This window comes from Variovorax sp. YR634 (genome assembly GCF_900106655.1).
Taxonomy (GTDB): domain Bacteria; phylum Pseudomonadota; class Gammaproteobacteria; order Burkholderiales; family Burkholderiaceae_C; genus Variovorax.
Genome location: NZ_FNOL01000008.1, coordinates 124,618 through 150,279 on the forward strand (window position 1 = coordinate 124,618; position 25,662 = coordinate 150,279).

Consider the following 25,662-nt stretch of genomic DNA (forward strand, 5'->3'; position numbering starts at 1 on the left):
GCTTCAGCCCCGGCGCTGCTTGACCGCCTTCGAGAGCGTGTCGAGCACCTGTACCGAATCGTCCCATCCCAGGCAGGCGTCGGTGATGCTCTTGCCGTATTCGAGGCCCGACAGCTGGTCCTTGCCCGGCGTGAACTTCTGGGCGCCCGGCTGCAGGTGGCTTTCGACCATCACACCGAACACGCGGTTCGAGCCGCCGGCAATCTGCGCAGCGATGTCCTTCGCCACGTCGATCTGCTTCTGGTGCTGCTTGGAGCTGTTGGCATGGCTGCAATCGACCATCAGCGTGGGCGGCAGCTTGGCGGCCTCGAGGTCCTTGCAGGCGGCTTCGACGCTGGCGGCGTCGTAGTTCGGAGCCTTGCCGCCGCGCAGGATCACGTGACAGTCGCGGTTGCCGTTGGTCTGCACGATCGCGACCTGGCCGTTCTTGTGCACCGACAGGAAGTGATGGCCGCGCGCCGCCGCCTGGATGGCATCGGTGGCGATGCGGATGTTGCCGTCGGTGCCGTTCTTGAAGCCGATGGGCGCCGAGAGCCCCGAGGCCAGTTCGCGATGCACCTGGCTTTCGGTGGTGCGTGCACCGATGGCGCCCCAGGAGATCAGGTCGCCGATGTACTGCGGCGAGATCACGTCGAGGAACTCGCTGCCCGCCGGCAGGCCGATGCGGTTGATGTCGATCAGCAGCTGGCGCGCGATGCGCAGGCCTTCGTCGATGCGGAAGCTTTCGTCGAGGTACGGATCGTTGATGAGCCCCTTCCAGCCGACAGTCGTGCGCGGCTTCTCGAAGTACACGCGCATCACGATTTCCAGCGTGCCGGCGTATTTCTCGCGCTCGACCTTGAGGCGGCGGGCGTATTCGAGCGCGGCAGCCGGGTCGTGGATCGAGCAAGGACCCATGATCACCAGCAGCCGGTCATCCTTGCCGGCCATGATGTTGTGGATGTTGCGGCGCGTGCCTTCGATCAGTGTTTCGACAGGCGTGCCGCGGATCGGGAAAAAGCGGATCAGATGTTCGGGAGGGGGCAGCACGTTGATGTCCTTGATGCGTTCGTCGTCGGTCTTGCTGGTTTTTTCGACGCTCGCATACCAGCTGTCGCTGGCGGGGGCAGTGTTCGTGCTCATGGTTGCTTCCTTGTCTGTCGGGTTTGAGTGGATATCGCAGGGGCAAAAAAAAACCGCCGGGGCTCAGGGCACCGGCGGTTTTGGGAGGGTGTTCGTTTGCTTTACGCGCTCGCCTCTCGTCCGCCGGAAACCGGGAACCAAAAGTAGGCAAAGAAATAAGCGCGGAGGGCGGACATGTGCGCGAAATGTAGCACGGAAAGCAAAAACCCGGTCAAGCGGCCGGGCGCGGCGTTGTTTACCGGTAGCCCGACTCGTTGGCGTTGTGGATGATCCAGATCAGGTTGCCACTGGTGTATTCGCCCATGCCGCCACCCGCGAAGATGAGGCGGCCCTGACCCTTGTAGGTCATCTCGAAACGATGGCGGTCGCTGCCGAAATAGAACGGAATGAAGGCCTTGCCCGTCACGTACGCGCCCTGATCGGTCGGCGGACCCGCGAGGTCGGTGACCTGCCTGGCGCTCATACCGATCTGCAGGCGCGCGAACTTGCTGTTGCGCGCCGGGTTGCCGGTGATTTCGCCTTCGTAGCCGTTCAGGCCCTTGACGGTGCGGCCGCTGCCGGCTTCGACCTTCGACGAGTCGACCACATTGCCCTGGGCATCCATGCCGGCCTTCGCGCCGCCGCGCGCCGGTGCCGCGGGGGCGGCTGCAGGTGCCGGCGCAGCCGCGGGCTGGCTGCCGCCGGAGCCGCCGCGCGACGCGCAACCTGCGCTTGCCAGCACCACCACGGCAGTCACGGCCCACAGAGCCGCGGACGAATTGATCCTGATCCTCATCGAACGCTCCTTGTTGTGAAAGGAGCGCAGCTTAACAAGCCCTCAGGCCGTACCGCCTACGGTCAAACCATCGATGCGCAACGTCGGCTGGCCGACGCCCACAGGCACGCTCTGGCCTTCCTTGCCGCAGGTGCCGACGCCCGAGTCGAGCGCCATGTCGTTGCCGATCATGGTCACGCGGGTGAGTGCGTCGGGGCCGTTGCCCACGATGGTCGCGCCCTTCACCGGGTACTGGATCTTGCCGTTCTCGACCCAGTAGGCCTCGCTGGCCGAGAACACGAACTTGCCGCTCGTGATGTCGACCTGCCCGCCGCCGAAGTTGGTGGCGTAGAGGCCCTTCTTGATGCTCGCGACGATTTCCTTCGGGTCCTTGTCGCCGCCGAGCATGTAGGTGTTGGTCATGCGCGGCATCGGCACGTGTGCGTAGCTTTCGCGGCGGCCGTTGCCGGTGGGCTTGACCTTCATGAGGCGCGCATTGAGCGCGTCCTGGATGTAGCCCTTGAGGATGCCGTCCTCGATCAGCACGTTGCGCTGGCTGGCGTTGCCCTCGTCGTCGACGTTGAGCGAGCCGCGGCGGTCGGCGATCGTGCCGTCGTCGAGCACCGTGACGCCCTTGGCAGCCACGCGCTGGCCGATGCGGCCCGAGAACGCGCTCGAGCCCTTGCGGTTGAAGTCGCCCTCGAGCCCGTGGCCGATGGCTTCGTGCAGCAGGATGCCGGGCCAGCCGGAGCCGAGCACCACGGTCATTTCGCCGGCGGGTGCCGGGCGTGCGTCGAGGTTGGTCAGGGCGGCCTTCACGGCATGGTCGACGTACTCGGCGATCTGTTCGTCGGTGAAATAGGCCAGGCCGAAACGCCCGCCACCACCGCCGGAGCCGATTTCGCGACGGCCGTTCTGCTCTGCGATCACCGTGACCGACAGGCGCACCAGCGGGCGAACGTCGGCGGCCAGCGTGCCGTCGGCACGGGCCACGAGCACCACGTCGTACTCGCTCGCCAGGCCCGCCATGACCTGCGCCACGCGCGGATCGCGCGAGCGGGCCAGCTTTTCGACCTTTTCGAGCAGCTTCACCTTGGTGGTGCTGTCGAGCGTAGAAATGGGGTCGATACCGTCGTAGAGCGAGCGGCTCGATGCGATCTTGCGGGCCGGCGTCTTCACACGGCCTGTGCGGCCGGCGGAGGAAATGGAGCGCACCGTGCGCGCCGCGTCGAGCAGCGAGGCCTCGGAAATGTCGTCCGAATAGGCAAAAGCAGTTTTCTCGCCACTGACCGCGCGCACGCCGACGCCCTGGTCGATGCTGAAGCTGCCGGTCTTGACGATGCCCTCTTCGAGGCTCCAGCCCTCGCTGCGCGTGTACTGGAAGTACAGGTCGGCGTCGTCCACCCGGTGCGCGGTGATCTCGGCCAAGGCCTTGCTCAGGTGCGATTCGTCGAGGCCGAACGGCGTGAGAAGGAGCTGTTGCGCCGTGGCGAGGCGCTCGATGGTGGGTTCGCGAGAGATCATCGCGACATTCTAGGCAGCCGCCCTCTTCCGCGCTGCCCCAAAGGGCACTCCGGCGCTAGTTCTGCGCCAGCTTCCTCGCCCGGGCGATCGACATCAGGATCCCCAGCCCGAGCCCCAGCGTCACCATGGCCGTACCGCCATAGCTGATGAACGGCAGCGGCACCCCCACCACCGGCAGGATGCCGCTCACCATGCCCATGTTCACGAAGGCATAGGTGAAGAAAATCATGGTGACCGCCCCCGCCAGCAGGCGCGAGAACAAGGTTGCCGCATTGGTCGCGATCACCAGCCCCCGGAAGATCAGCAGGATGAAGGCCGAAATCAGCGCCAGGTTGCCCATCAGCCCGAATTCCTCGGAATAGGCGGCAAAGATGAAGTCGGTGGTCCGCTCGGGAATGAATTCGAGGTGCGTCTGCGTACCCTGCATGAAGCCCTTGCCGCCCACCCCGCCCGAACCGATGGCGATCATCCCCTGGATGATGTGGAAGCCCTTGCCCAGCGGGTCCTTGCTCGGGTCGAGCAGCGTGCACACGCGCTGCTTCTGGTAGTCGTGCAGCACGCGCCAGTCGACCCCGTCGGCGCACAGCCTCGACTCGAAACCCACGATCAGCGTCACGGCCACCGCGCCGATCAGCACCGGCGGCACGATCAGCTTCCACGGCAGCCCGGCAAAGAAGATCACCGCCAGCCCGGCGGCCAGAACCAGCAGCGAGGTGCCCAGGTCGGGCTGTTTCATGATGAGCCCGACCGGCACCGCCAGCAGCACCGTTGCCACCACGAAGTCGAGCGGCCGCAACTGGCCTTCTCGTCGCTGGAACCACCAGGCCAGCATCAGCGGCATCGCGATCTTCAGGATTTCGCTGGGCTGGATCACCACGCCCACGTTGATCCAGCGCTGGGCGCCCTTCTTGGTGATGCCGAACAGCGCCACCGCCACCAGCAGCGCCACGCCCATCGTGTAGAGCGGCACGGCAGCCAGCATCAGCCGCTGCGGCGGCACCTGCGCCACCACGAACATGATGAAGCCGGCCAGCAGCATGTTGCGGCCATGGTCGACGAAGCGCGAGCCATGGTCGTAGCCCGAGGAATACATGGTCAGCAGCCCGGCGAACGCGAGCAGCAGCACGGCGAAGGCCAGAAAGCCGTCGAAGCCCTGGAAGATGGGCGCAATGCGACGCGCCAGGGAGGGCTGATTGAACACGGCAGACATGAGGGCGGATTATCCCCGCCCTGCCTGCGACCTCAATCGAATTCGAGTTGAACGACCGTGCGTCCAGGTCGGCTTTCAACCGTCAGCCGGGCCCCGATGGCCCCCGAACGCTCCGCCAGCGACCGCGGCCGATGCTTCACGGCGTCGAAGCCCTTGCCGTTGTCGATCACCCGCAGTTGCACCGTCGTGCCCTGCATCCCGGCCTCGAATCGCAGCACGGTGGCCTGGGCGTGCTGCAGCACGTTGGAGATCGCCTCGAACAGCAGGAACTGCAACTGCCGCATGCCTTGCGCGCCGAGCCGCTCTACCGGCTCCACCTCGTCCACCGCCCATTCGAACTCAATGCCCGAAGACGCCAGGCGGGGTTCCAGCCGGTAGCGCGCCGCCGCCAGCAGCGCACCCACGTCGCCCGGCGGCAGGTGGATCGAATCGATCTGCAGCTTGAGCTGGTCCAGCGAATCGCGCAGCGTGCGCAGCAGGTCGCCCGAGCTGGTCTGGCCCGACTGCAGCTGCCGGATCGCCGAAGTGATGTGCGAGCCCATGCCGTCGTGCATTTCGCGCAGGATGCGTTCGCGCTCGTGGGTGCGCGCCTGGTCGCGCGCCGCGGCCTCGAGTTCGGCATACGTGGCCGCCAGCTCGCGTTCGCGCTGGGCCACCCGCTCGGCCAGGGCCGCGACCGATCCGCGCGCCAGCACGCTCGCCGCACGAAAGCGCCGCAGCACGATCAGCAGCAGCGCCACGCCGAAGAACACCGACGAATAGCGCACCCAGGTGGTCTCGCCATAGGCATCGCTGAGACGGATCACCAGCCAGTCGCGCACGCCGAACATCACCGTCACCAGAGCGGCGCCGGCCACCAGCAAACGCTCGGCGCTCGGTTTGCGCAGGGTGTCGACGGCGAAGGCGCTGACGAAGGCCAGGACGAACACGATCTGGACGGCAAGCCAGCCGGTGAGCCACATCGGCTCCTCGCGCTGCAGCGACAGCGCGCTGAACAGCACCGTAGCGACCACGATGCCCGCAATAGGCCAGCGCACCCACTGGTAGCGGCGGTCGCGCCCCCACCCCGCGAGGTGGTAGACGAACATCATGGAAGAGGCAGCCCAGCCCGCATAGCAGGCGGCCATCAGCACGCCCCAGGGCCCCCAGGACAGGGGAGGCTCGGCGATGACGCCGTCGGCCACCCGCACCGCCCAGCAGAACTCCGCCAGCGCGGCCCAGAAGTAGATGCCGTCGCGCCGCTGGGCGCCCTTGGCATCGGCGTCGACCTGCGTCAGCCACAGCGCCAGCGCGATGCCGCCGACGATCAGGCTGAATGCCATCAGCAGCACCGAGCCGGTGAAGCGCCATGCATAGGCGCTCTCGAAGAGTTCGGTGCGAACCGGCGCGGCCGGCCCGATGACCACCTGCGACAGCCCCGCGCGCCGGGCGGTGTCGGCGTGCAGGCGGATCTGCAGGAGGTTGTCCCCCTTTCGCAGCAGGCGCCCGGGCACCGGCACGTAGATGGGCGCCTTGGCGTAGTCGGCGTCGTTGCTGCGGTCCAGGTCGCCGTAGACCTGCAGCAGCGCGTCGTTCAACTGCACCTCGAAGACGTTGCCGACGCGCGGAATGAAGATGCCCCACGGCGTCTCGGGCTCGGTCTCGAGCGTGAACGGCAGGTCGAAGCTCGCCATGCCAGGGCGGCCGTTGTGCTGGCGGTCCCAGTGGTAGGACAGCTCGACCGGCTCGGTGCGCGTGACGCCGCCGACCGTGGTCGTCACGGTGCCCTGGCGCAGTTCGATCGGCGCCTCGGACGCGGCCGTGGCCGCGCTGGAGACTCCGGCAATACCCGCGAGGAGCATCGCCAGCCATAGCATCAGCAGCGACGCCCATTTTGGTCGCATCTGTGCTCAGCCCGGATGAGACAACAGGCCGAGCCGCGTCGCTTCGAAAACGGCCTCGCTCTTGGAATGCACGGCGAGCTTTCCGTAGAGATTCTTGATGTGGGTCTGCACGGTGTGCACGCTCAGGCCCTTGAGCCGCGCGATCTCCGCGTACGAGAAGCCACGCGCGATCAGCGTCAGCACCTCGTGTTCGCGAGCCGACAGCAGGCCGCGGTCGGATTCGTCCGCGGCTGCTTCGGGCGCCGCACCCGGCGGCGCGCCGGGAACGGCCGCCGATTGCAGGCTGCGGTACTTCGCGAGCACGCGCCGCGCGATCATGGGCGAGATCGGCGAGGCACCTGCCTTCATCTCCACGATGGTCTGCGCGATGTCCTCCGGCGCGGCGTCCTTGTGGATGTAGCCCACGGCACCCGCCTCGATGCTGGCGAGCACGTTCTCTTCGTCGCCGAAAACAGACACTACCAGCGGCTCGCAGCCTGGAAAGCGCGCCACGGCGTCGCGGATCACGTCGAGCCCGGTGCCGTCGGGCATGCCGAGATCGACCAGAAGCACGTCGGGAATGGTGGTGGTGCGGGACAGCCAACCCAGCGCTTCCTGCACCGTCCCCGCACTGCCGAGCCAGAAAAGGCGCGGGCTGCGCTGCACGCTGGCCTCAAAAAAGGCACGCGCGCGGCTATCGTCTTCGACGACCAGCACACCCCAGCGGCGTAGCGTCGCGTCGTCCTGAGCCTCAGTGTTCATGGGCATGAGCATAAGCCCCGGCGCGCACCGGGAATCCATACACGCCTCCCCCGTTCATGGGATGCCCACGATGAAGCATCGCCGCGAAACTTTCGCCGCTTTTTTGCAGGGCATATCCCCCTTCCCATGCAAATGAAGTAACCCGAACGTAGGCCATTCATGCCGCAGTGGTCAGGGCCTTAGTACTTTTGAATTCCCGACGCACGGCACACCCCGAACCGGGGCACGCGAAATGCCGGCGCGCCTCGGGCTCTCAGTAAGCTATGGCCTTACCGAAGAACCTCGTCCGGCGGGTTTTTTGTATGTTGGAAGCGGCCTCGCGAGAACAGACCTCATGCAGAATTACCCGTTCCCGGCAAGCGAGGTGCGACGCCCGCACCTCCCGTCTTTTCCTCGCATGGATCCGCAAACCACACACCTGCTTTACCTGCACGGTTTCCGTTCTTCGCCTCGTTCGACCAAGGCCCGGATCGTCGCGGAGCGCGTGGCGCGGCAGCATCCGAATCTGCAGTGGTGGTGCCCGCAATTGCCGCCGTCGCCGCACGATGCCATCGACATGGTGATGAAGGGCATCGCGCACTGGCCGCGCAAGTCGATGGCGGTGGTGGGCTCGTCGCTCGGCGGCTACTACGCCACCTACGTGGCCGGCATGACGCGTTGCCGCGCGGTGCTGCTCAACCCGGCCGTGCATCCCGCGCGCGACCTCACCCGCTACATCGGCGACCAGACCGTCTGGCACGACCCCGCCGAGCATTTCTACTTCCGTCCCGAATACATCCACGAGCTTCGTGCGATGGAAGTCGGCCCGCTCACGCGGCCCGAACGCGTGTTCGCGATCATCGCCAAGGGTGACGAGGCGCTCGACTGGCACGAAATGTCCGCGCGCTACCCCGACAGCAACATCAAGCTGCTCGAGGGCAGCGACCATGCCCTGTCGGATTTCGAAAAGGCCCACCTGGACGACGTGATGGCCTTCATCAACCCGGTCTGAGCACAGCCGGGCCGAGCGGGCCCATCCTGCATGGGACAATCCGCGCCATGTTTGTATTGTTTGAAGAAGCCGGCAAGTACCTCGGCGGCCGCGTGCTGTCGGAGGCCGAAGCATCGGCACAAGTCGAGCTCGAAACCGGCAAGCGCGTCAAGGTCAAGGGCGCCAACATCGTGCTGCGTTTCGAGAAGCCGTCGCCCGCCGATCTGATCGCCGAGGCGCGCTCGCTCGCCGCCGCCCTCGATCTCGACCTCGCCTGGGAATTCGCGCCCGAGGGCGAATTCGCCTTTGCCGAGCTGGCCGCCGAATATTTCAGCGAAAAGCCCTCGCTCGCCCAGCAGGCGGCCGCCCTGTTCGCGCTGTTCGAGGCGCCGCACTACTTCCGCCGCGCGGGCAAGGGGCGCTTCAAGAAGGCGCCGGCCGAGATCGTGCAGCAGGCGCTGGCCGCCATCGAGAAGAAGAAGGTCATCCAGGCGCAGATCGCCGAGTGGGCCGCGCAGCTGGCCGAGGGCATTTGCCCCGCGCCCGTGCGCGAGCAGCTCTACAAGATCCTGTTCCGCCCCGACAAGAACGCCCCCGAATACAAGGCCGTGGTCGACGCCGCGCGCGCCACGCAGCGTCCGCCTCTCGACCTGCTGGAGCGCGCCGGCGCCATCGATTCGCCGTACCAGTTCCACTGGCGGCGCTTCCTGTTCGAGAACTTCCCCAAGGGCACGGGCTTCCCCGCGCTCGCGGCGCCCGCCATCGTGGACGACCTGCCCGTGGCCGCCGAGGTGCAGGCCTTCTCGATCGACGATTCGCAGACCACCGAGATCGACGACGCCCTCTCCGTGCAGGGCCTCGGCACCGGCACCGTCACCGTCGGCATCCACATCGCCGCGCCGGCCCTGGCGCTCGCGCCCGGCAGCGCCATCGACAACGTGGCGCGTGCGCGCATGTCGACGGTCTACATGCCGGGCTACAAGATCACGATGCTGCCCGACGAGGTGGTCAACACCTACACGCTGCTCGAAGGCGGCGACCGCCCGGCCGTGTCGCTGTACGCGCGCTTCGACGAAGCCACGCTGGAGCTGCAAGGCACCGAAACGAAGCTGGAGCGCGTGCCCATCGTGGCCAACCTGCGCCACGACCAGCTCGACACCGTCGTCACGCAGCCCTGGCTCGAAGACGCGTCCTTCCAGAGCGACAACACGCCCGAAGCCGCCGCCAAACTGCGCGCCCCGCTCTCGTTCCTGTTCCGCCTTGCCAAGCAGCTGAAGGCGCAGCGCGAAGTGGTGCGCGGCAAGCCCGAGAACTTCAACCGGCCCGACTACAACTTCCGCCTCGTCGGCAACGAGGGCGAGCCCACCGGCAGCGAGCAGGTGCAGATCAGCACGCGCCAGCGCGGCGCGCCGCTCGACCTGATCGTGTCCGAAGCGATGATCCTGGCCAACAGCAGCTGGGGCGGCTGGCTCGGCGAGCTGGGCGTGCCCGGGCTCTACCGCAGCCAGGCCAGCCTCGCGCCCGGCATCAAGGTGCGCATGGGCACGCGCGCACTGCCGCACGCGGGCCTTGGCGTGAAGAGCTACGCCTGGAGCACCTCTCCGCTGCGCCGCTACACCGACCTCGTGAACCAGTGGCAGATCATCGCGGCCGCGCGCCACGGCAAGACCGCGGCACTGGCCGCGCCCTTCAAGCCGAAGGACGCCGACCTGTTCTCGATCCTCTCTGGCTTCGACGCGGCCTATGCCACGTACAACGCCTACCAGGGCGGCATGGAACGCTTCTGGACGCTGAAGTACCTGCAGCAGCAGGGCATCACCGAGCTCGAAGCCACCGTCATCAAAGACCTGCCGAACGGCGCGCTGGTGCGGGCCGAAACGCTGCCGCTGGTATTCCCCGTGGCCGGCCAGCAGGAACGCGGCGCCCGCCTGCGCGTGAAGCTCGGCGAGATCGATGAGATCGCCCTCGACGTGAGCGGCACGGTGCTCGAACGCCTCGACACGCCGAAGGCCGATGCGGCCCTCGCAGACGAAAGCGATGAGGGCGACGAAGAAGAAGTGGTCGCAGGCCCGATCGCCATTGCCGTCGACCTGAGCGACAGCGAGGCTGCTGCGCCCGAAAACACACCCGCATGAATTTCGGCGGATCGTCCGAAGAAATGCGGCCCCTGGAGGAGTTTCGAGAATGAACTTCAAGGACCTCAGCACGCTGCAGATTGCACTGGGCGTGTCGGTCATTGCGCATGCCGCACTGCTCGCGGTGCGCTTCGTCGATCCCGAATCGTTCAACAAGGTCTTCAGCGACACACCGCTCGAAGTGATCCTGGTCAACAGCAAGACCAACGACAAGCCCGACCCCAGCGCCCGGCTGCGGGCCCAGACCTCGCTTGCAGGCGGCGGCGACCTCGACAAGGGCCGCGCAACCAGCCCGCTGCCGCCGTCGAGCTTCACCACCGTCGGCGATTCGTTCGAAGATGCGCAGCGCAAGGTCGACGCGATGCAGACCGAGCAGATGCAGATGCTCACCCAGCTCAAGCGCGACCTCGCCGCAATGCCCGCGCCCGACCCGCGCAACCCCGGGGACCCGACCGAGGCCACGGCGCAGGAAGAAAAGCGCCGCCAGATGATCAATCTGCTGGCCGAAATCGAGCGGCGCGTGAACGAAGAAAACGCACGCCCGAAGAAGCGCTTCCTGAGCCCCTTCACGCGAGAAGCGGCCTTCGCCACCTACGTCGATTCGCTGCGCCGCCGGGTGGAAGCGCAGGGGACCGCCAACTTTCCGACGCTCGCCGGCAAGAAGCTCTACGGCGAGCTGACGATGACCATCACGGTCAACTTCGACGGTCGCCTGCTCTCGACGGTGGTCGATGAAAGCTCGGGCATTGCGTTGCTGGACAAGCGCGCCCAGGCCATCGTTGCCAGCGTCGGCAACTTCGGCACCTTCACCGACGCGATGCGCAAGGAGCACGCCGACCAGATCGTGATCCGGCCGCACTTCCGGTTCGCGCACGACGGGTCGGTCGAACTCTCCTCGCAGTAGAAGCAGACGCAACAAAAGAAGGCAGACGCCATGGACCTGTACTGCGTCATGGGCAACCCCGTCGAGCACAGCCGCTCGCCGCGCATCCACGCACGTTTTGCCGAGCTCTGCGGCCAGCAGATGGACTACGGCCGGCGGCTGATTCCGCTCGGCGCGTTTGCCGAAGGCATCGCGGCCTTTCGCGGCGAAGCCGCCGAACGCGGCGACACCGCGCGCGGCTGCAACATCACCGTGCCCTTCAAGTTCGAGGCCGCTGCGCTCGCGCAGCACACCAGCGAACGCGCCCTGCTCGCGCAGGCGGTCAACACGCTGCGCTTCGACGCCGACGGCAGCATTCATGCGGACAACACCGACGGCATCGGCCTGGTCAACGACATCGTTCGCAACGCGGCCGTGCCGCTACAAGGCAAGGCGCTGCTGCTGATCGGCGCGGGCGGTGCGGCGGCCGGCGTGCTCGGCCCGCTGCTCGACGCGGGCGCTTCGCGCGTCGTGGTGGCCAATCGCACCGTGGGCAAGGCCGTCGAGCTGGTTCGCCGCCATGCGGCCATTGCGCTGCGCCACGGCGCATCGCTCGAAGCCTGGGCGCTCGACGAAGTGCCGGGCGCCTTCGACGTGGTGGTCAACGCCACCGCCTCCAGTCTCGCGGGCGATGCAGTGCCCGTTAAGGCCAGCGTGCTGCGCGCCGGCGGACTCGCCGTCGACATGATGTACGGCCCTGCGGCGGCGGGCTTCATGGCCTGGGCCGAGGCGCATGGCGCGGTCGCGCGCGACGGGCTCGGCATGCTGGTCGAGCAGGCTGCCGAGTCCTTCGAGATCTGGCGCGGCGTGCGGCCTCCTTCCGCGCAAGTGCTGGCTGAAGTTCGAGCCGAGCTGAAATGAAGGCAGTGCTGCGCCTGATCGCCTGCCTCGTGGTGGCGGGCGTGGCACTCGAGTTGTTCTTCGTGGTGCGCATCGCGGCGATGACCGTGCTCGATCCCCAGAGCACCGCGTTCCAGCGCTCCGAGGCTTTTCAGATCGCCATTCATCAGGGCAGCAGCGGCGGCTGGCGGCAGGAGTGGGTGCCCTACGCGCAGATCAACGACACGCTCAAGCGCGCCGTCATCGCGAGCGAAGACGCCGGCTTCGTCGATCACAACGGCGTGGAGTGGGAAGCCATCGAGCGCGCCCGCCAGCGCAACGCCAGGGCCGAAGAACTCGCCGCCAAGCGCGCAGCGCGCGCGGTGGCGCGCGGCAAGCCGGTACAGCCGGTGCGCCTGCGCGGCGGCTCGACCATCACGCAGCAGCTTGCGAAGAACCTGCTGCTGTCCGGCGAGCGCACCTTGCTGCGCAAGGGCCAGGAGCTGGTGCTTGCCACGCTGCTCGAAGTGCTGCTCGACAAGCGGCGCATCCTAGAGATCTATCTCAACAACGTCGAGTGGGGCGAAGGCGTGTTCGGTGCCGAGGCGGCCTCGCAGTACTACTTCCGCAAGCCGGCCTCGCGCCTGAGCACCAACGAGGCCGCGCGCCTGGCAGTGATGCTGCCGAGCCCCAAGTTCTTCGAGCGCCGGATCGGCTCGCCCTACCTGAGCGGACGTGCGTCGACGGTCATGGCGCGGATGCCTGCGGCCGAGCTGCCCTGACGACCGCATCGCGCAGGCCCTCGATGGCCAGCACGGCAGCAAAGCCGATCACGTAGGCCAGCACGTCCCACCAGTCAGCCGTGCTGCCGAGCACGATGCGCAAGGCGCGGTTCGGAATGTGCAAGTGCCACGCCGCCGCAAGGTACTGCCCGAGCTCGACCGCGAGGCCCACGCCCAGCGCAGCCAACGCCAACGGCAGCACGCGCGCGCCAATCACCGTCCTGAAGACGAAGTAGACCCACACCACGGCCAGCACGTCGCCGAAGAAGCTGCGCAGCCAGCCCCAGCGCGCGCCGACGGTGGCCAGCAGCACGAGAACGAGAAACAGGGCCACCGCCCACACGAGTGAAAGAGGATCGAAACGCCATCGCATGGCCCGTATCATCGCGCCCATATGCTGGCAAAGCTCACGGGTTGGTTGTTGTTGGGAATCGTCCGGTTGCTCACTGGCGCGCAGGCGCGCTGGTATGGCTGTCCGCCGAAAGCCGAGCAGCGCATCTATTTCGCCAATCACCAGAGCCACGCAGACCTCGTGATGATCTGGGCGGCGCTGCCTGAAGAGTTGCGCAGCATCACTCGGCCCATCGCGGCGCGTGACTACTGGGCCAACACGCCGGTCAAGCGCTGGATCACGACGGAGGTGTTCAACGCGGTGTATGTGGAGCGGCAGGCGACGCCCCCTGCCGCAGCGGCGGCACCTCCTGTACCCGAACCGGTGGTGGCCGAAGCCCCGCCACCGCAACGCCCGCCGATGCCTGCCGAGCGCATCGAGCCCTCGATGGAACCTCTGCTGCCCTTGACGCCGCCGGCACCGCCCGCAGAGACCGCGCCCGAAGCACAGGGCCGGCTCGACCTTCCCGAGCCGCCCGCTCCGCCGCCTCCTCCAGAGCCGCCACCGCCCGCGGCGCCCGAAGAAATCCCGGTCGCGGCACCGGCCCCAGCCGTCGATCCACTCGCCCCCCTCGTCGAAGCGCTGCGCAGCGGCGACTCCATCATCATCTTCCCCGAAGGCACGCGCGGCCACACGGGCGAGCCGCAGAAGTTCAAATCGGGCCTCTACACGCTCGCCACCATGTTCCCCGAGGTGGTGCTGGTGCCTGCATGGATCGACAACGTGCAGCGTGTGATGCCCAAGGGCGAGATCGTGCCGGTGCCCATCCTCTGCTCCGTCACCTTCGGCGCGCCGATCCGCGTCGAAGAAGACGAAGAACGCCGGCCCTTCCTCGACCGGGCGCGCGCCGCGGTGATCGCCTTGCGCGACGTCTGACGACATGAACCAGTTCCTGCGCAACCTCACCCCGACCCACCAGGTCGCGGCGCTCTTCCTCATCATCTTCGGCGTGCTCGTGATCGTGAGCACCACCGCCTTCTTCCTGAGCTTCAGGGAAAAGCGCAACCCCGTGCACGACGCCACCTGGCAGGCCGAGCTCGCGCACTTTCGCGCGCTGCTGGGCACCACCTGGTTCATGGTCATCATTTTCTGGATCGGCTGGGCACTGGGCGAAACCGTGGCCACCGTGCTGTTCGCGCTGATCTCCTTCTTCGCGCTGCGCGAGTTCATCACGCTCTCGCCCACGCGGCGCGGCGACCACCGCAGCCTGATCCTCGCCTTCTTCGTGGTGCTGCCGATCCAGTTCTGGCTGGTGGCCACGGCGCGCTTCGACCTGTTCACCGTGTTCATCCCGGTGTACGTGTTCCTCGCGATACCGGTGGCGAGTGCGCTGGCCAACGACCCGAGCCACTTCCTGGAGCGCAACGCCAAGCTGCAGTGGGGCATCATGGTCTGCGTCTACGGCATGAGCCACGTGCCGGCGCTGCTGCTGCTGAGCTTTCCGGGCTACGAGGGCAAGAGCGCGTTCCTCGTGTTCTTCCTGGTGTTCGTGGTGCAGACCTCGGTGCTGGTGCAGCACCTGATATCGCGCCGCACACAGCGCGCGCCCTTCGCGCCCAACGTGAGCCGCAGCTTCAACTGGACCAGCTGGGGCATCGGCATCGTGGTGGCGAGCCTGGTGGGCGCGCTGTTCTCGTTCATCACGCCGTTCAAGTTCGGGCAGGCGCTCGCGGTGTCGGTCATTGCGTGCATCGCAGGGTCGATGGGGCACCTGGTAATGAAGGCGCTCAAGCGCGACCGGGGCATTCCGAACTGGGGCCAGAAGGGCGTCGGCGTGACGGGGGCCAACGGCCTGCTGGACCGCGTCGATGCCCTGTGCTTCGCCGCCCCCATCTTCTTTCACTCCATCCGCTGGTACTTCAACGCCTGAGCCTCATCAGGCCTTGCGGCGCACCACGCGGTCGAAGGCCTGCTTCGCCGCGCGCCCGAAGGCCTTGGCCTTCAGCGCCTGCAATTCGCGCGTCAGCCGCGTGCGCTGCTCGGCCGACAACGCCGTGCCGAAACGGCCCAGCGCGGCTTCGAGCGCCGCGCGCTGCGCCTCCACACGACCTTGCCGGCCCTCGGCCTCGGCCAGCCATTCGCAGGCATTGGCGACGCGTTCGCGCAGCGCGGCATCGCCTGTATCGCCGAAGCGCGCAATGAGCGCGCGATACGCCTTGGCCTGCCCCACGGGATCGCCGAGCTTGTCGAGCGCCTTGGCCTTGTTGATCATCGACTTGGCGGCCCACAGCTGCAGCGTGCCTTCCCTCGCGCCGGTGGTGCGCGCGATGGCTTCGTCGTAGCAGGCCACGGCCGCCTTGAGCTGGCCGGTCTGGCGCAGCGTGGCGCCCTTGCGAAACAGCGCGCCGACCACGCGCCCGCGCAGGTCCGGCAGCTCGGAGTTGCCCCAGCGCGCGACGATCTCGTCGTGCACCCGCATCTCGTCGTCGTGCAGGCCGAGGCGGTCGAGCGCGGTGCTCTTGTACTGCAGGCACAGCGCGACCGTCTCCTGCATCTCCGTCGACGGGTCGGCGCCGTAGCGCGCGTCCATCGCGTCGGCTGCGGCTATCACTTCGGCAAAGCGATCCAGCGCGACCAGGCAGAAGGCCTTGTGGACGAGCGCCCGCGCGCACTGGCGGCGCAGCTCGGGATGGGGCGATGCGGAATACGCGGCCAGCACTTCGTCGAACAGTGCGATGGCCTCGCGCGACTCGCCCGCATCGCCGTGCTTGCGGCCCTGTTTGACCTTGTCGCGCACCTCGTCGCGCAGCTCGGGCGGCAGCTCCGTATCGGCCTTGCGCAGTCGCTTCAGGCAGGCCTGGCGGCCAGCGTTGGCCTTGGACAGGGTGTCCTGCAACTCGGGCGTGGGCGTGTCCTTCAGCTGCTTCGCGAGTTGCTCGTACACCGCGAGCGCATCCTCGGGCCGGTTGAGCCGTTCGAGCAGCACGAAGCCCTTGTTGAGCAGTGCGCTCGCCACGGTGCGCTGCACTGCGGCGTCGTTGTCGGCGCCGAAGGTGGCGAGCAGCCGCTCGCAGGCGGCCAGCGCGACCTCTCCGTCGTCCTGCTCGCGCAACCCCACCGACCAGTCGTAGGCACGGCGCACGGCCATGCGGCGCACCTGCGACGACTCGTCACGGCCGTAGCGGTCGAGCAGCCAGCCGACCAGCTCGGCGCGGTTCGCGTGCTCGTCGATGCCGAAGCCGTCGAAGAACAGTGTCAGCGCCCGCACGCCTTCGATGCGCAGCTCGGGCGCCGCGTCGGCGAGGCCGGCCTCGATCTGGTCGGCCACTGCCAGGCACATCACCTGGGCCTGCGCGTGCTGCGCCAGTTCGCGCAGGTTCAGCACCGAGGCCAGGCGCGCACGCGCCACGCGCAGCACCACGCCGGGGTCGGTGCTGCCGTCGAAGCGCTCGATCACCGCTTCCAGCGTGGCCAGCGCATCCTGCGGCAGGCCGCGATGGTGTTCGATCTCGGCCTTGAGCAGCCGGGCCTCCACACGCCACGCGTCGAGCGCGGCATCGGGCTGGCTGTCGAGCAGATCGCTCATGGCATCGCAGGCTTCGCAGCGCGCCTCGGGCTCGTCGATCCACCAGGTGCGCTGATACAGCGCATGGGCGATGTGCTCGCGGATCGCGGGCTCGCTGCGCTGGCCGTGCGCGGCGATCAGGCGGTCGAGGGTGGCGAGCGCGTCGGCGGGGCGATGCATCTGGCGCAGCATGTGCGCCAGCAGGCGCAGCGCCTGGCAGCAGGGCACGACCACGCCGACGTCGGGCCTGGCTGCGTACTCGTCGAGCAGACGGGTGCAGGCGGCCAGTGCCTCGTTGCGGCGGCCCAGGTCGTTGAGCAGTTCGATGCGACGGAAGCTCGCGGCCGCGCGTTCGGCGGGGTGCTGCTGCAGGCGTTCGATCAAGGCTTGCGCCTCGTCCAGTTGCCGCTGCGCGGAGGACTCGACTACATTCACATTCGCTTCCTTGTGTGGCGCGCCCTGCGGAAAGCGGGGCAGACTGTACGAATCGGCACGGATTCTGCCCGCGATAGCGCTGCTTTCGAGCGATAGTTCGGTCCCTTCTCTCTCCTCTTTGCACTGGCGTAAGCCTTTTCGCTTCCTTTCATGCGCATTCTTGGCATCGACCCCGGCTTGCAGACCACCGGCTTCGGCGTGGTCGACGCGGACGGCCATGCGCTGCGCTACGTGGCCAGCGGCACCATCAGTACCCGGCACCTGGGCACCGGCAACCTGCCGGCGCGCCTGAAGGTGCTGTTCGACGGCATCGCGGAGATCACCGCGCGCTACCAGCCCGATGCGTCGGCGGTCGAAATCATCTTCGTCAACGTCAACCCGCAGTCGACGCTGCTGCTGGGACAGGCGCGCGGCGCCTGCGTGACCGCGCTGGTGAGCAACAACCTCTCGGTGGCCGAGTACACCGCGCTGCAGATGAAGAAGGCGGTGGCCGGCCACGGCCAGGCCGCCAAGGCGCAGGTGCAGGAGATGGTGCGGCGGCTGCTCGAGTTGCCTGGCTTGCCGGGCGCCGACGCGGCGGACGCGCTGGGCATTGCCATCACGCATGCGCAGGTGGGACGGTCGATGGCGCGGCTCGCGGAAGCGGCCGAGCTGTCGAAGACGCATGCCGGCACCTACCGGCAAGGGCGCTCGCGCTGACTCAGCGCACGATGTAGCGCAGTTCGCCGAGGCGCTTGCGGCGCTCTCGCACTTCAGCGGCCACGGCGGCCACATCGCCTGCCAAAGCCCGCACGATCCAATCGGCCAGCTGCGGCATATCGTCGGGCGTGAAGCCCAGTCGCACGATCTCCGGTACGCCAAGCCGCAGGCCGTTGATGTCGCCATCCACGGGTGCGATCGGCAGGCCGATGCCGCAGGCCAGCAGGCCGCCCTGCGCGAGCTTCTTCGCCGCATGCTGCCCGCCACCCCAACGCGCCGCTTCGACCGCAAGCTGATGCGACTGCGTGAAGCCGCGCGCCTTCGCGAACACGGGCAGGCCTTGCGCATCGAGCGCACGCGCCAGGGCCTGCGCGGTCTCGCGCATCGCGGCCGCATAGGCAACGCCATGCACCTTCCAGTCGAGCAGCCCGCGAGCCAGCGCGGCGGTGCGGCCTGCATCCGAGTTGGCCGTGAGGCCGGGGTAGGCGATGGCATCGATGCGCTCCATCAGCGCCGCGTCGTTCGACACAATCAGCCCGCCCGCCGGGCCGCCCAGGCTCTTGTAGGTGCTCATGGTGATCGCATGCGCCCCCTGCTCGAGCGGCTGCGGCCACGCCTTGCCGGCCACCATGCCCGAGAGGTGCGCGGCATCGAACAGCAGCTTTGCGCCCACGCTGTCGGCGATCTCGCGGATCGCAGGCACCGGGTGCGGGAACAGGTTCAGGCTGCCGCCAATGGTGATGAGCTTCGGCTTCACCTCGCGCGCCAGCTTCGCCAGCGCGACCACATCGACCGTGTAGCCGTCGGCATCCACCGGCGCGGAGACAGGCTTCAGGCCATAGAGCCCGGCCGCGCCCGCCGCATGGTGCGTGACGTGGCCGCCGATGCTGGGCGGCGGCACGATGATCGTGTCGCCGGGCTGGCAGGTCGCCATGAACACGTAGAGATTCGACAGTGCGCCGGAGCTCACGCGCACTTCGGCGAACTTCGTGCCGAACACCTCGGCTGCGAGCTCGGCCGCGACGACCTCGATGCGCTCGATGGCTTCCAGCCCCATCTCGTACTTGTCGCCCGGGTAGCCGAGCGACGGGCGCGAGCCGAGCCCGCGCGACAGCAGCGCTTCGGCGGCCGGGTTCATCACGTTGGTGGCGGGGTTGAGGTTCAGGCCCTCGACATCGTGGATGCGGTGGTTGTCGGCCGCCAGCCGTTCGATCTCGGCGGCGACGCCCGCCGCATCGCGCGCAGCGGCATCGGCGGCAATGGAGAGCACGTGGTCTTCGCTGGCGGCGGGAACCCAGGGGCGGCGTTGCAGGGCGGCTGGCATGCGGTGGATCTCGCTGGAAGTGGTGAATGGCCGCATCGTCGCCTGCCGCCGCCGGTCGGGCAAACCGGATAATCTGGGCCTGGGCCCTAGAAAAACTTGGCCTGAAGGATTGCTCCGATGCCGCTCGCACCGCCCCGCCCCCGCCTGCCGCCGCACACGGCCGTGCGCGCCTTCGAGGCCGCTGCGCGCCACGGCAGCTTCGCGCGCGCAGCCGAAGAACTCTTCGTCACGCCGGCCGCCGTCGCACAGCAGATCAAGACGCTGGAGACATGGGCCGGCGGCGCGCTGTTCGAGCGGCACAGCCAGGGTATTCGCCTCAGCGCGCACGGGCGGCGCGCGCTGCCGGCGCTCAGTGCTGCCGTCGACCAGCTCGGCCTGGCAGTGCAGGCGCTGCGCCACGAGACGCAGACCGCAGCGCGCCGCAGCACGCTGCAGGTGGCCGCCCTGCCGGCCGTGGCGCAGCTGTGGCTGTCGCCTCGGCTCTCGAAGCTGAAGGCCGCGCTGCCCGGCGTGCAGGTGTCCGTCACCGCGTTGGAGCAGCCGCCGAACTTCCGCCGCGAGCCTTTCGATCTCGGCTTGTTCTATGCGCGGGCCGGTGAGCACATCGAGGCTGCTGTCGGCGCGCAGGCGATTCCGCTCGTGCGCGACCGGCTGCTGCCGGTGTGCAGCCCGCGCCTGCAGCAGCCGTTGCCCAGCGGGCGTCCTCGCTCGCTCGATGACCTGGCGGATCTGCTCGCGCGCTGCGGCGGTTTGCACGACACCGTGTGGCGCGACGATTGGCCGCGTTGGCTGCAGGCTGTTCGCCCCGGCTTCACGGCAGTCGAAGCCGAAGCGATGGCTGCCGGGCCGGACTTCTCGCTCTACAGCCTCGCGCTGCAGGCCGCGCTCGATGGCGAAGGAGTGTTGATGGGCCGTGAGCGGCTCGTTGCGCCATTGCTTGCGCAAGGCAAGCTGCATGCGCCTTGGGGACGGCCGAAGGCGGTGGGAGACACGGTCATGCTGCTGGTGCCTGCGCACCGCAAGGGGCCGCTGCTCGCACAGCAAGTGCAGGCCCTGCAGGCACTCGCCGCAGCCTGAGCAGCCCTATCGCCGGAAATCCAATCGCCCGTTGGGCCAGCGGCCGTCGATCCGGCGGTTGTCGACGATCAGGCCCACCCAGGGCTGCGTGATGGCCGGATTGCTCAGGTTGATGTAGCGGCCCACAAGCATGTCGGGATCGGCATAGCGGACATCGAGCAGGGCCTGCCGCGCGCCGCCATCCCAATCGAACAGCAGGTAGAACCGGCTGCCGGCCACCCGCACGGTGGCCTTGCCCTGCTTCCACGCAGCTTCGGAATCACCGGGGATCGTCGGATCGGCGCCGCCATTCCAGCGGCTGGACCATGCGCCGACGATTGAGGACGGCGCATCGTTCACCGATGTGCCCCACGCAGGCGCGTTCGGGTCATCGGGCCCGCCGTGCAGTTCGATGTTCTCGGCAAACGCTTCGATATCTGCGCCCTCCGGGTCGGGCGCATCTTCAACGCCGAATGGATTCCGGCTGGGGGATGTGTTGGTGTTCATGGCGCCATCGTGCGCCGGAGTGTGCTGCCACGCATGCCGTTTCCGGACACGCGAACGAGGACGCGAAGGCTACGCCACCCGCTCGGCGATCAGCACTGCGAAGAAGCCGAACGCCGCCAGCAGCGTCCACTTCAACACGATCCATCCGATGCGCCGGTACTTGGCCTGCCCCGTGCCCGCATAGAACGCAAAGCACACGCCCGCCACCAAAAGAAGCAGCAGGATGGCCCAGCGGAAAAGAAGCATGTGGGACTAAAAGCGGACGTGGCCTACCAGGCCCGGGCGACTTCGCCGAAACCGCGCGGTGCACGCTTCTCGTCCTCGAAGGTCACGACTTCGTAGGCATCGCTGTGCGAAAGCAGTTCGCGCAGCAGCTTGTTGTTGAGCGCATGACCCGAGCGGAACGCGGTGTAGGCCGCCAGCAGCGGCTTGCCGATGATGTACAGGTCGCCCATGGCGTCGAGGATCTTGTGCTTCACGAACTCGTCGTCGTAGCGCAGGCCGCCCGCATTGAGCACCTTGGTGTCGTCCATCACGATGGCGTTGTCGAGACCGCCACCAAGCGCGAGGCCCTTGCTGCGCATGTACTCGACTTCCTTGGTGAAGCCGAAGGTGCGCGCGCGTGCGATGTCGCGGCTGTACGAGTCGGTGCCCAGGTCGAACTCCACGCGCTGGCCGGTGGAATTGACCACGCGGTGGTCGAAGTCGATCTCGAAGCTCAGCTTGTAGCCGTGGTACGGCTCCAGGCTCGCCCACTTCTCGTTGGCGCCCTCGCCTTCGCGCACCTCGACCTTGCGGGTCACGCGGATGAAGCGGCGCGGCGCCTTCTGCAGCGCGATGCCCGCGCTTTGCAGCAGGAACACGAAGGACGAAGCCGATCCGTCGAGGATCGGCACTTCGTCGGCCGTGATGTCGATGTAGAGGTTGTCGATGCCCAGCCCGGCGCAGGCCGACATCAGGTGTTCGACGGTCTGCACCTTGGCACCGCCGGTGGAAACGGTGGATGCAAGGCGCGTGTCGGTGACCGCCTCGGCGGTCATGCGGATCTCGGCCGGCTCGGGCAGGTCGACGCGGCGGAACACGATGCCCGTGTCGGCGGGAGCCGGTCGCAGGGTCAGCTCCACGCGTTGGCCGCTATGGAGCCCCACGCCCACGGCGCGGCTGATCGACTTGAGGGTTCGTTGTTGCAGCACGGCCGGGATTTTAGGCGCGCGACGGGCATGGCGCCCTATGCCCCTCGCTATGGCACCGATAGACATGGGTTCTATGCAATCCCGCCGAATTGGCGCGAAATGGACGCAAAGGGCACGAGGTGAGCGCAGCGCCTAGAGCCAGCAGACGTCCCTTTCAGGTCGTCCCTGTGCCCCTTGCGAACCCTCGTGCCCTCTGCGTCTGGTCGAGTTCACCCCGCGATGGCCTCCAGCGAGACCATCGAACGCGGTGTCCTCTTAATCAGCCTGGCGGCGCAGGAAGGCCGGGATCTCGAAGTCGTCCATGCCGCCCGAAGACAGCGCGTCCACCTTCGCTGCAGCCATCGTGCGGTTGGTGCGCCACACGCTGGGAACGGCCATGCCGTCGTAGTTGGGCTGGCTGTGGCCGCCACCACTGGCGTGCCCCGTACCACCGAGCGTCGGCACATTGAACGGGATGTTGTCGGTGCCGGTGCGGATCACTTCCAGCGTAGGTGCCTGGCGGCGGGCATCGGCACGCGACAGGCCGGTGGCCACCACGGTCACGCGCATCTCGTCGCCGAGGCTGTCGTCGTAGGCAGCGCCGTAGATCACGTGCGCGTCCGGCGAAGCGTAGGCGCGGATGGTGTTCATCGCGAGCTTCGATTCGTTCAGCTTCAGCGAGCCCTTCGACGCCGTCACCAGCACCAGCACGCCCTTGGCGCCCGAGAGGTCGATGCCTTCGAGCAGCGGGCAGGCCACGGCCTGCTCGGCTGCGATGCGCGCGCGGTCCGGGCCAGCTGCGGCAGCGGTGCCCATCATGGCCTTGCCGGGTTCGCCCATCACGGTGCGCACGTCTTCGAAGTCGACGTTCACGCCGCCGTACTCGTTGATGATTTCCGAGATGCCGCCCACGGCGTTCTTCAGCACGTCGTTGGCTTGCGCAAAGGCTTCGTCCTGCGTGACGTCTTCGCCCAGCACGTCGAGCAGCTTCTCGTTGAGCACCACGATCAGCGAGTCGACGTTCGCTTCGAGCTCGGCCAGGCCGGCGTCGGCGTTGGTCATGCGGCGACCGCCTTCCCAGTCGAAGGGCTTGGTCACCACGCCCACGGTGAGGATGCCCATTTCCTTCGCGACGCGCGCGATGACCGGAGCAGCGCCGGTGCCAGTGCCGCCGCCCATGCCGGCCGTGATGAACAGCATGTGCGCGCCGTCGATGGCCGCGCGGATGTCGTCCACCGCGAGCTCGGCCGCTTCACGGCCCTTGTCGGGCTTGCTGCCCGCACCCAGGCCGCTGGTGCCGAGCTGGATGATCTTGTGCGCGCTGCTGCGCTGCAGTGCCTGTGCGTCGGTGTTCGCGCAGACGAACTGAACGCCCTGCACACCGCGCTCCATCATGTGGGCGACCGCATTGCCGCCGCCACCGCCAACACCGATCACCTTGATCTGCGTGCCCTGATTGAACTCTTCGACTTCGATCATTTCGATGGTCATTTTTAACTCCTTGAATCTTGCAGTTGCCGTTGTGTGTCTATGAATAATTCTTGTGCCGTGACGAGATCAACGATGCGTCCGTCACGATGGTGGACCTGTTCGTCGCCATCGTTCGTTGAAATGCAATGGGGGGCTGCCACGCGCGAGCCAGAGTGGAGACTTGATCATGGCTAGAAATTCCCCACGATGAAGTCTTTGAAACGTCCGAATGCAGTCTTTACCGACCCATTCTTCTGTGCGACCTTGAAGCCACGCATGCGCGCGAACCGTGCTTCTTCGAGCAGGCCCATCACCGTCGCTGCGCGAGGCTGCGCGACCATGTCTGACAGCGCGCTCGAATACTTCGGGATGCCGCGGCGCACGGGCTTCAGGAAGATGTCTTCGCCGAGCTCGACCATGCCGGGCATCACCGCGCTGCCGCCCGTGAGCACCACGCCCGACGACAGCACCTCTTCGTAGCCCGACTCGCGCACCACCTGCTGCACCAGCGAGAAGATCTCTTCGATGCGCGGCTCGATCACGCCGGCCAGCGCCTGCTTGCTCAGCATGCGCGGGCCGCGGTCGCCGAGGCCCGGCACTTCGACCTGCGTGTCGGGGTCGGCCAGCAGTTGCTTGGCATAGCCGTTCTCGACCTTGATGTCTTCCGCGTCCTTCGTCGGCGTGCGCAGCGCCATGGCGATGTCGCTCGTGATGAGGTCGCCCGCGATCGGGATCACGGCCGTGTGGCGGATCGCGCCGTTGGTGAAGATCGCCACGTCGGTCGTGCCCGCGCCGATGTCGACGAGCACCACGCCGAGTTCGCGCTCGTCCTCGGTCAGCACCGCCTGGCTCGAGGCCAGCGGGTTCAGCATCAGCTGGTCGACTTCGAGGCCGCAGCGGCGCACGCACTTGATGATGTTCTCGGCCGCGCTCTGCGCACCGGTCACGATGTGCACCTTGGCCTCGAGCCGCATGCCGCTCATGCCGATCGGCTCCTTCACGTCCTGGCCGTCGATCACGAACTCCTGCGGCTCCACCAGCAGCAGGCGCTGGTCGCTGGAGATGTTGATGGCGCGGGCCGTCTCCACCACGCGGGCCACGTCGGCGGGCGTCACTTCCTTGTCCTTCACCGCCACCATGCCGCTCGAATTGATGCCGCGGATGTGGCTGCCGGTGATGCCGGTGTAGACGCGGCTGATCTTGCAGTCGGCCATCAGCTCGGCCTCTTTCAGGGCCTGCTGGATGCTCTGCACGGTGGCGTCGATGTTCACCACCACGCCGCGCTTCAAGCCGTTGCTCGGCGCAATGCCGAGGCCGGCCAGCTTGAGCTCGCCTCCGGGCAGCACTTCGGCCACGACCACCATCACCTTGGCGGTGCCGATGTCGAGTCCTACGACCAGGTCTTTGTATTCTTTAGGCATTGAGATATGTCCTCGATTTCTCGATGAGCGCTACTTGATTTTTCTTGGGGCCTCTGGCGAGACCGTGGTGACGCCGCGCAGCCGCAATGCATACGCGTCGTTGTGTCGCAGGTCGGCGCCCTCGACGTCGGCCATCGTGCGGCGGTACTGGCCCGCGACCTGGGTCACGGTCTTCAGGAACCGCTGCAGTCGTGCCGTCACCTCCTCGCTCTGGCCGCGGCCGAGCTCTATTTCGGCACCGCTGTCGAGCACCACCTTCCAGCTTCCCCGGCTCGACAGCGTGAGCTCGTCGATGCTCATGTCGTAAGGCTGAAACTGCGGCTGCAGCACGCGGTACATCCCCAGCACCTGGCCGGCCTGTTCGATCGGGCCGTCCAGGCGCGGCAGGTTGTCGTCCACCTCGGCCACGTTGGCCTCGAACACGTCGCCGAAGCCGTTGATCAGCTTCGAGCCCGCGTCGTCGCCCCAGTTGGCAACCGGCACCTGCTCGGTCAGCGTCACGCGCAGCTTGTTCGGGAACTCGCGCCGCACCACCGCGCTGCGCACCCACGGCACCGACTCGAAGGCGGTGCGTGCGCGCCCCAGGTCGATGGTGAAGAAGTTGCCCGTGAGCTGCGGCGCCACATTGGCGCGCAGTGTGACCGCGTTGTTGTGCGTGACTTCGCCGTCCACCTTGATGCCGCCGATGGGGAAGAAAGGCTGCCGCAGCACCCACCACGCACCCGCCGCCAGCAGCATGAGCGCCACCATCGCGAAGGCAATGTTCGCGACGATGTTCATGAGCTTGACGTCAAAGGGAGCGGGGATGCTGTCGGCCATG

General features: G+C 67.4%; 24 protein-coding genes. 9 read left to right on the forward strand and 15 right to left on the reverse strand.

What is annotated here, in order from left to right:
• Positions 1 to 3: 3 nt before the first annotated feature.
• The 6 genes from BLV60_RS16085 to BLV60_RS16110 form a co-directional block, all read right to left on the reverse strand.
• Positions 4 to 1,122, reverse strand: coding sequence for a 3-deoxy-7-phosphoheptulonate synthase (locus BLV60_RS16085; protein ID WP_093056223.1), 1,119 nt, complete (start codon positions 1,120 to 1,122; stop codon positions 4 to 6).
• A gap of 235 nt (positions 1,123 to 1,357) precedes the next feature.
• Positions 1,358 to 1,897 carry a hypothetical protein gene (locus tag BLV60_RS16090; protein WP_093056225.1) on the reverse strand — a complete coding sequence of 180 codons (540 nt, stop codon included), beginning with the start codon at positions 1,895 to 1,897 and terminating at the stop codon, positions 1,358 to 1,360.
• A 42-nt stretch (positions 1,898 to 1,939) separates the two neighbouring features.
• Positions 1,940 to 3,400: a metalloprotease TldD gene (tldD, locus tag BLV60_RS16095; protein ID WP_093056227.1), complete on the reverse strand. Its 1,461-nt coding sequence runs from the start codon at positions 3,398 to 3,400 to the stop codon at positions 1,940 to 1,942.
• A 55-nt stretch (positions 3,401 to 3,455) separates the two neighbouring features.
• Positions 3,456 to 4,610 carry a rod shape-determining protein RodA gene (gene rodA / locus BLV60_RS16100; RefSeq protein ID WP_093056229.1) on the reverse strand — a complete coding sequence of 385 codons (1,155 nt, stop codon included), beginning with the start codon at positions 4,608 to 4,610 and terminating at the stop codon, positions 3,456 to 3,458.
• Between the two features lie 32 nt (positions 4,611 to 4,642).
• Positions 4,643 to 6,493 carry a sensor histidine kinase gene (locus BLV60_RS16105; protein WP_093056231.1) on the reverse strand — a complete coding sequence of 617 codons (1,851 nt, stop codon included), beginning with the start codon at positions 6,491 to 6,493 and terminating at the stop codon, positions 4,643 to 4,645.
• 6 nt (positions 6,494 to 6,499) lie between these two features.
• Entirely contained in the window at positions 6,500 to 7,246 is a 747-nt protein-coding gene (locus BLV60_RS16110) for a response regulator transcription factor (protein ID WP_093056233.1), read from the reverse strand.
• A 385-nt stretch (positions 7,247 to 7,631) separates the two neighbouring features.
• Here BLV60_RS16110 and BLV60_RS16115 point away from each other — a divergent pair, with 385 nt between their 5' ends.
• From BLV60_RS16115 to mtgA, 5 genes are read left to right on the forward strand one after another with little or no spacing between them, the layout of a single operon-like run.
• Positions 7,632 to 8,225, forward strand: coding sequence for a YqiA/YcfP family alpha/beta fold hydrolase (locus BLV60_RS16115; RefSeq protein WP_093056235.1), 594 nt, complete (start codon positions 7,632 to 7,634; stop codon positions 8,223 to 8,225).
• 47 nt (positions 8,226 to 8,272) lie between these two features.
• Positions 8,273 to 10,339, forward strand: a complete 2,067-nt coding sequence (locus tag BLV60_RS16120; RefSeq protein ID WP_093056236.1) for a ribonuclease catalytic domain-containing protein — start codon at positions 8,273 to 8,275, stop codon at positions 10,337 to 10,339.
• Positions 10,340 to 10,388: 49 nt separating this feature from the next.
• The gene (locus tag BLV60_RS16125) at positions 10,389 to 11,243 is read left to right on the forward strand and encodes an energy transducer TonB (protein ID WP_093056238.1); all 855 of its coding nucleotides are present in this window, start codon (positions 10,389 to 10,391) and stop codon (positions 11,241 to 11,243) included.
• Between the two features lie 30 nt (positions 11,244 to 11,273).
• Positions 11,274 to 12,122, forward strand: coding sequence for a shikimate dehydrogenase (gene aroE, locus BLV60_RS16130; RefSeq protein WP_093056240.1), 849 nt, complete (start codon positions 11,274 to 11,276; stop codon positions 12,120 to 12,122).
• Positions 12,119 to 12,862 (forward strand): monofunctional biosynthetic peptidoglycan transglycosylase, encoded by a 744-nt coding sequence (mtgA, locus tag BLV60_RS16135; RefSeq protein WP_093056242.1) that lies wholly within the window; start codon positions 12,119 to 12,121, stop codon positions 12,860 to 12,862. The genes aroE and mtgA overlap by 4 nt, the downstream gene beginning before the upstream one ends.
• Here the strand turns inward: mtgA and BLV60_RS16140 are convergent.
• On the reverse strand, positions 12,828 to 13,247 hold the full coding sequence (locus BLV60_RS16140; protein WP_093056389.1) for a ribosomal maturation YjgA family protein: 420 nt from the start codon (positions 13,245 to 13,247) through the stop codon (positions 12,828 to 12,830). The genes mtgA and BLV60_RS16140 overlap by 35 nt on opposite strands.
• Positions 13,248 to 13,256: 9 nt before the next feature.
• Between BLV60_RS16140 and BLV60_RS16145 the strand changes: the two genes are divergently transcribed.
• Both BLV60_RS16145 and BLV60_RS16150 read left to right on the forward strand, forming a co-directional pair.
• On the forward strand, positions 13,257 to 14,129 hold the full coding sequence (locus BLV60_RS16145) for a lysophospholipid acyltransferase family protein (RefSeq protein ID WP_093056244.1): 873 nt from the start codon (positions 13,257 to 13,259) through the stop codon (positions 14,127 to 14,129).
• 4 nt (positions 14,130 to 14,133) lie between these two features.
• Positions 14,134 to 15,123: a phosphatidate cytidylyltransferase gene (locus BLV60_RS16150; protein ID WP_093056246.1), complete on the forward strand. Its 990-nt coding sequence runs from the start codon at positions 14,134 to 14,136 to the stop codon at positions 15,121 to 15,123.
• 6 nt (positions 15,124 to 15,129) lie between these two features.
• Here the strand turns inward: BLV60_RS16150 and BLV60_RS16155 are convergent, their stop codons facing one another.
• The gene (locus tag BLV60_RS16155; RefSeq protein ID WP_093056248.1) at positions 15,130 to 17,193 is read right to left on the reverse strand and encodes a tetratricopeptide repeat protein; all 2,064 of its coding nucleotides are present in this window, start codon (positions 17,191 to 17,193) and stop codon (positions 15,130 to 15,132) included.
• Between the two features lie 150 nt (positions 17,194 to 17,343).
• On the opposite strand from BLV60_RS16155, the gene ruvC reads away from it, so the two are divergent.
• Positions 17,344 to 17,892 (forward strand): crossover junction endodeoxyribonuclease RuvC, encoded by a 549-nt coding sequence (ruvC, locus tag BLV60_RS16160; RefSeq protein WP_093056250.1) that lies wholly within the window; start codon positions 17,344 to 17,346, stop codon positions 17,890 to 17,892.
• Position 17,893: 1 nt separating this feature from the next.
• On the opposite strand, the gene glyA is transcribed toward ruvC, so the two are convergent.
• Complete coding sequence (glyA, locus tag BLV60_RS16165) at positions 17,894 to 19,216, reverse strand: serine hydroxymethyltransferase (protein ID WP_093056390.1); 1,323 nt, start codon at positions 19,214 to 19,216, stop codon at positions 17,894 to 17,896.
• A 117-nt stretch (positions 19,217 to 19,333) separates the two neighbouring features.
• Between glyA and BLV60_RS16170 the strand changes: the two genes are divergently transcribed.
• Positions 19,334 to 20,293: a LysR family transcriptional regulator gene (locus BLV60_RS16170; RefSeq protein ID WP_093056252.1), complete on the forward strand. Its 960-nt coding sequence runs from the start codon at positions 19,334 to 19,336 to the stop codon at positions 20,291 to 20,293.
• 6 nt (positions 20,294 to 20,299) lie between these two features.
• Here the strand turns inward: BLV60_RS16170 and BLV60_RS16175 are convergent, their stop codons facing one another.
• The 6 genes from BLV60_RS16175 to BLV60_RS16195 form a co-directional block, all read right to left on the reverse strand.
• Positions 20,300 to 20,779, reverse strand: coding sequence for a hypothetical protein (locus BLV60_RS16175; RefSeq protein ID WP_093056254.1), 480 nt, complete (start codon positions 20,777 to 20,779; stop codon positions 20,300 to 20,302).
• Positions 20,780 to 20,848: 69 nt separating this feature from the next.
• Positions 20,849 to 21,025, reverse strand: a complete 177-nt coding sequence (locus BLV60_RS34405) for a hypothetical protein (RefSeq protein ID WP_164713437.1) — start codon at positions 21,023 to 21,025, stop codon at positions 20,849 to 20,851.
• 23 nt (positions 21,026 to 21,048) lie between these two features.
• Positions 21,049 to 21,972, reverse strand: coding sequence for a UDP-3-O-acyl-N-acetylglucosamine deacetylase (gene lpxC, locus BLV60_RS16180; RefSeq protein ID WP_176928810.1), 924 nt, complete (start codon positions 21,970 to 21,972; stop codon positions 21,049 to 21,051).
• A gap of 255 nt (positions 21,973 to 22,227) precedes the next feature.
• Positions 22,228 to 23,442: a cell division protein FtsZ gene (gene ftsZ / locus BLV60_RS16185; protein WP_093056258.1), complete on the reverse strand. Its 1,215-nt coding sequence runs from the start codon at positions 23,440 to 23,442 to the stop codon at positions 22,228 to 22,230.
• Positions 23,443 to 23,612: 170 nt separating this feature from the next.
• On the reverse strand, positions 23,613 to 24,842 hold the full coding sequence (ftsA, locus tag BLV60_RS16190; protein WP_007832444.1) for a cell division protein FtsA: 1,230 nt from the start codon (positions 24,840 to 24,842) through the stop codon (positions 23,613 to 23,615).
• 30 nt (positions 24,843 to 24,872) lie between these two features.
• Positions 24,873 to 25,661, reverse strand: coding sequence for a cell division protein FtsQ/DivIB (locus BLV60_RS16195; protein WP_093056260.1), 789 nt, complete (start codon positions 25,659 to 25,661; stop codon positions 24,873 to 24,875).
• Between the last annotated feature and the right edge of the window lies 1 nt (position 25,662).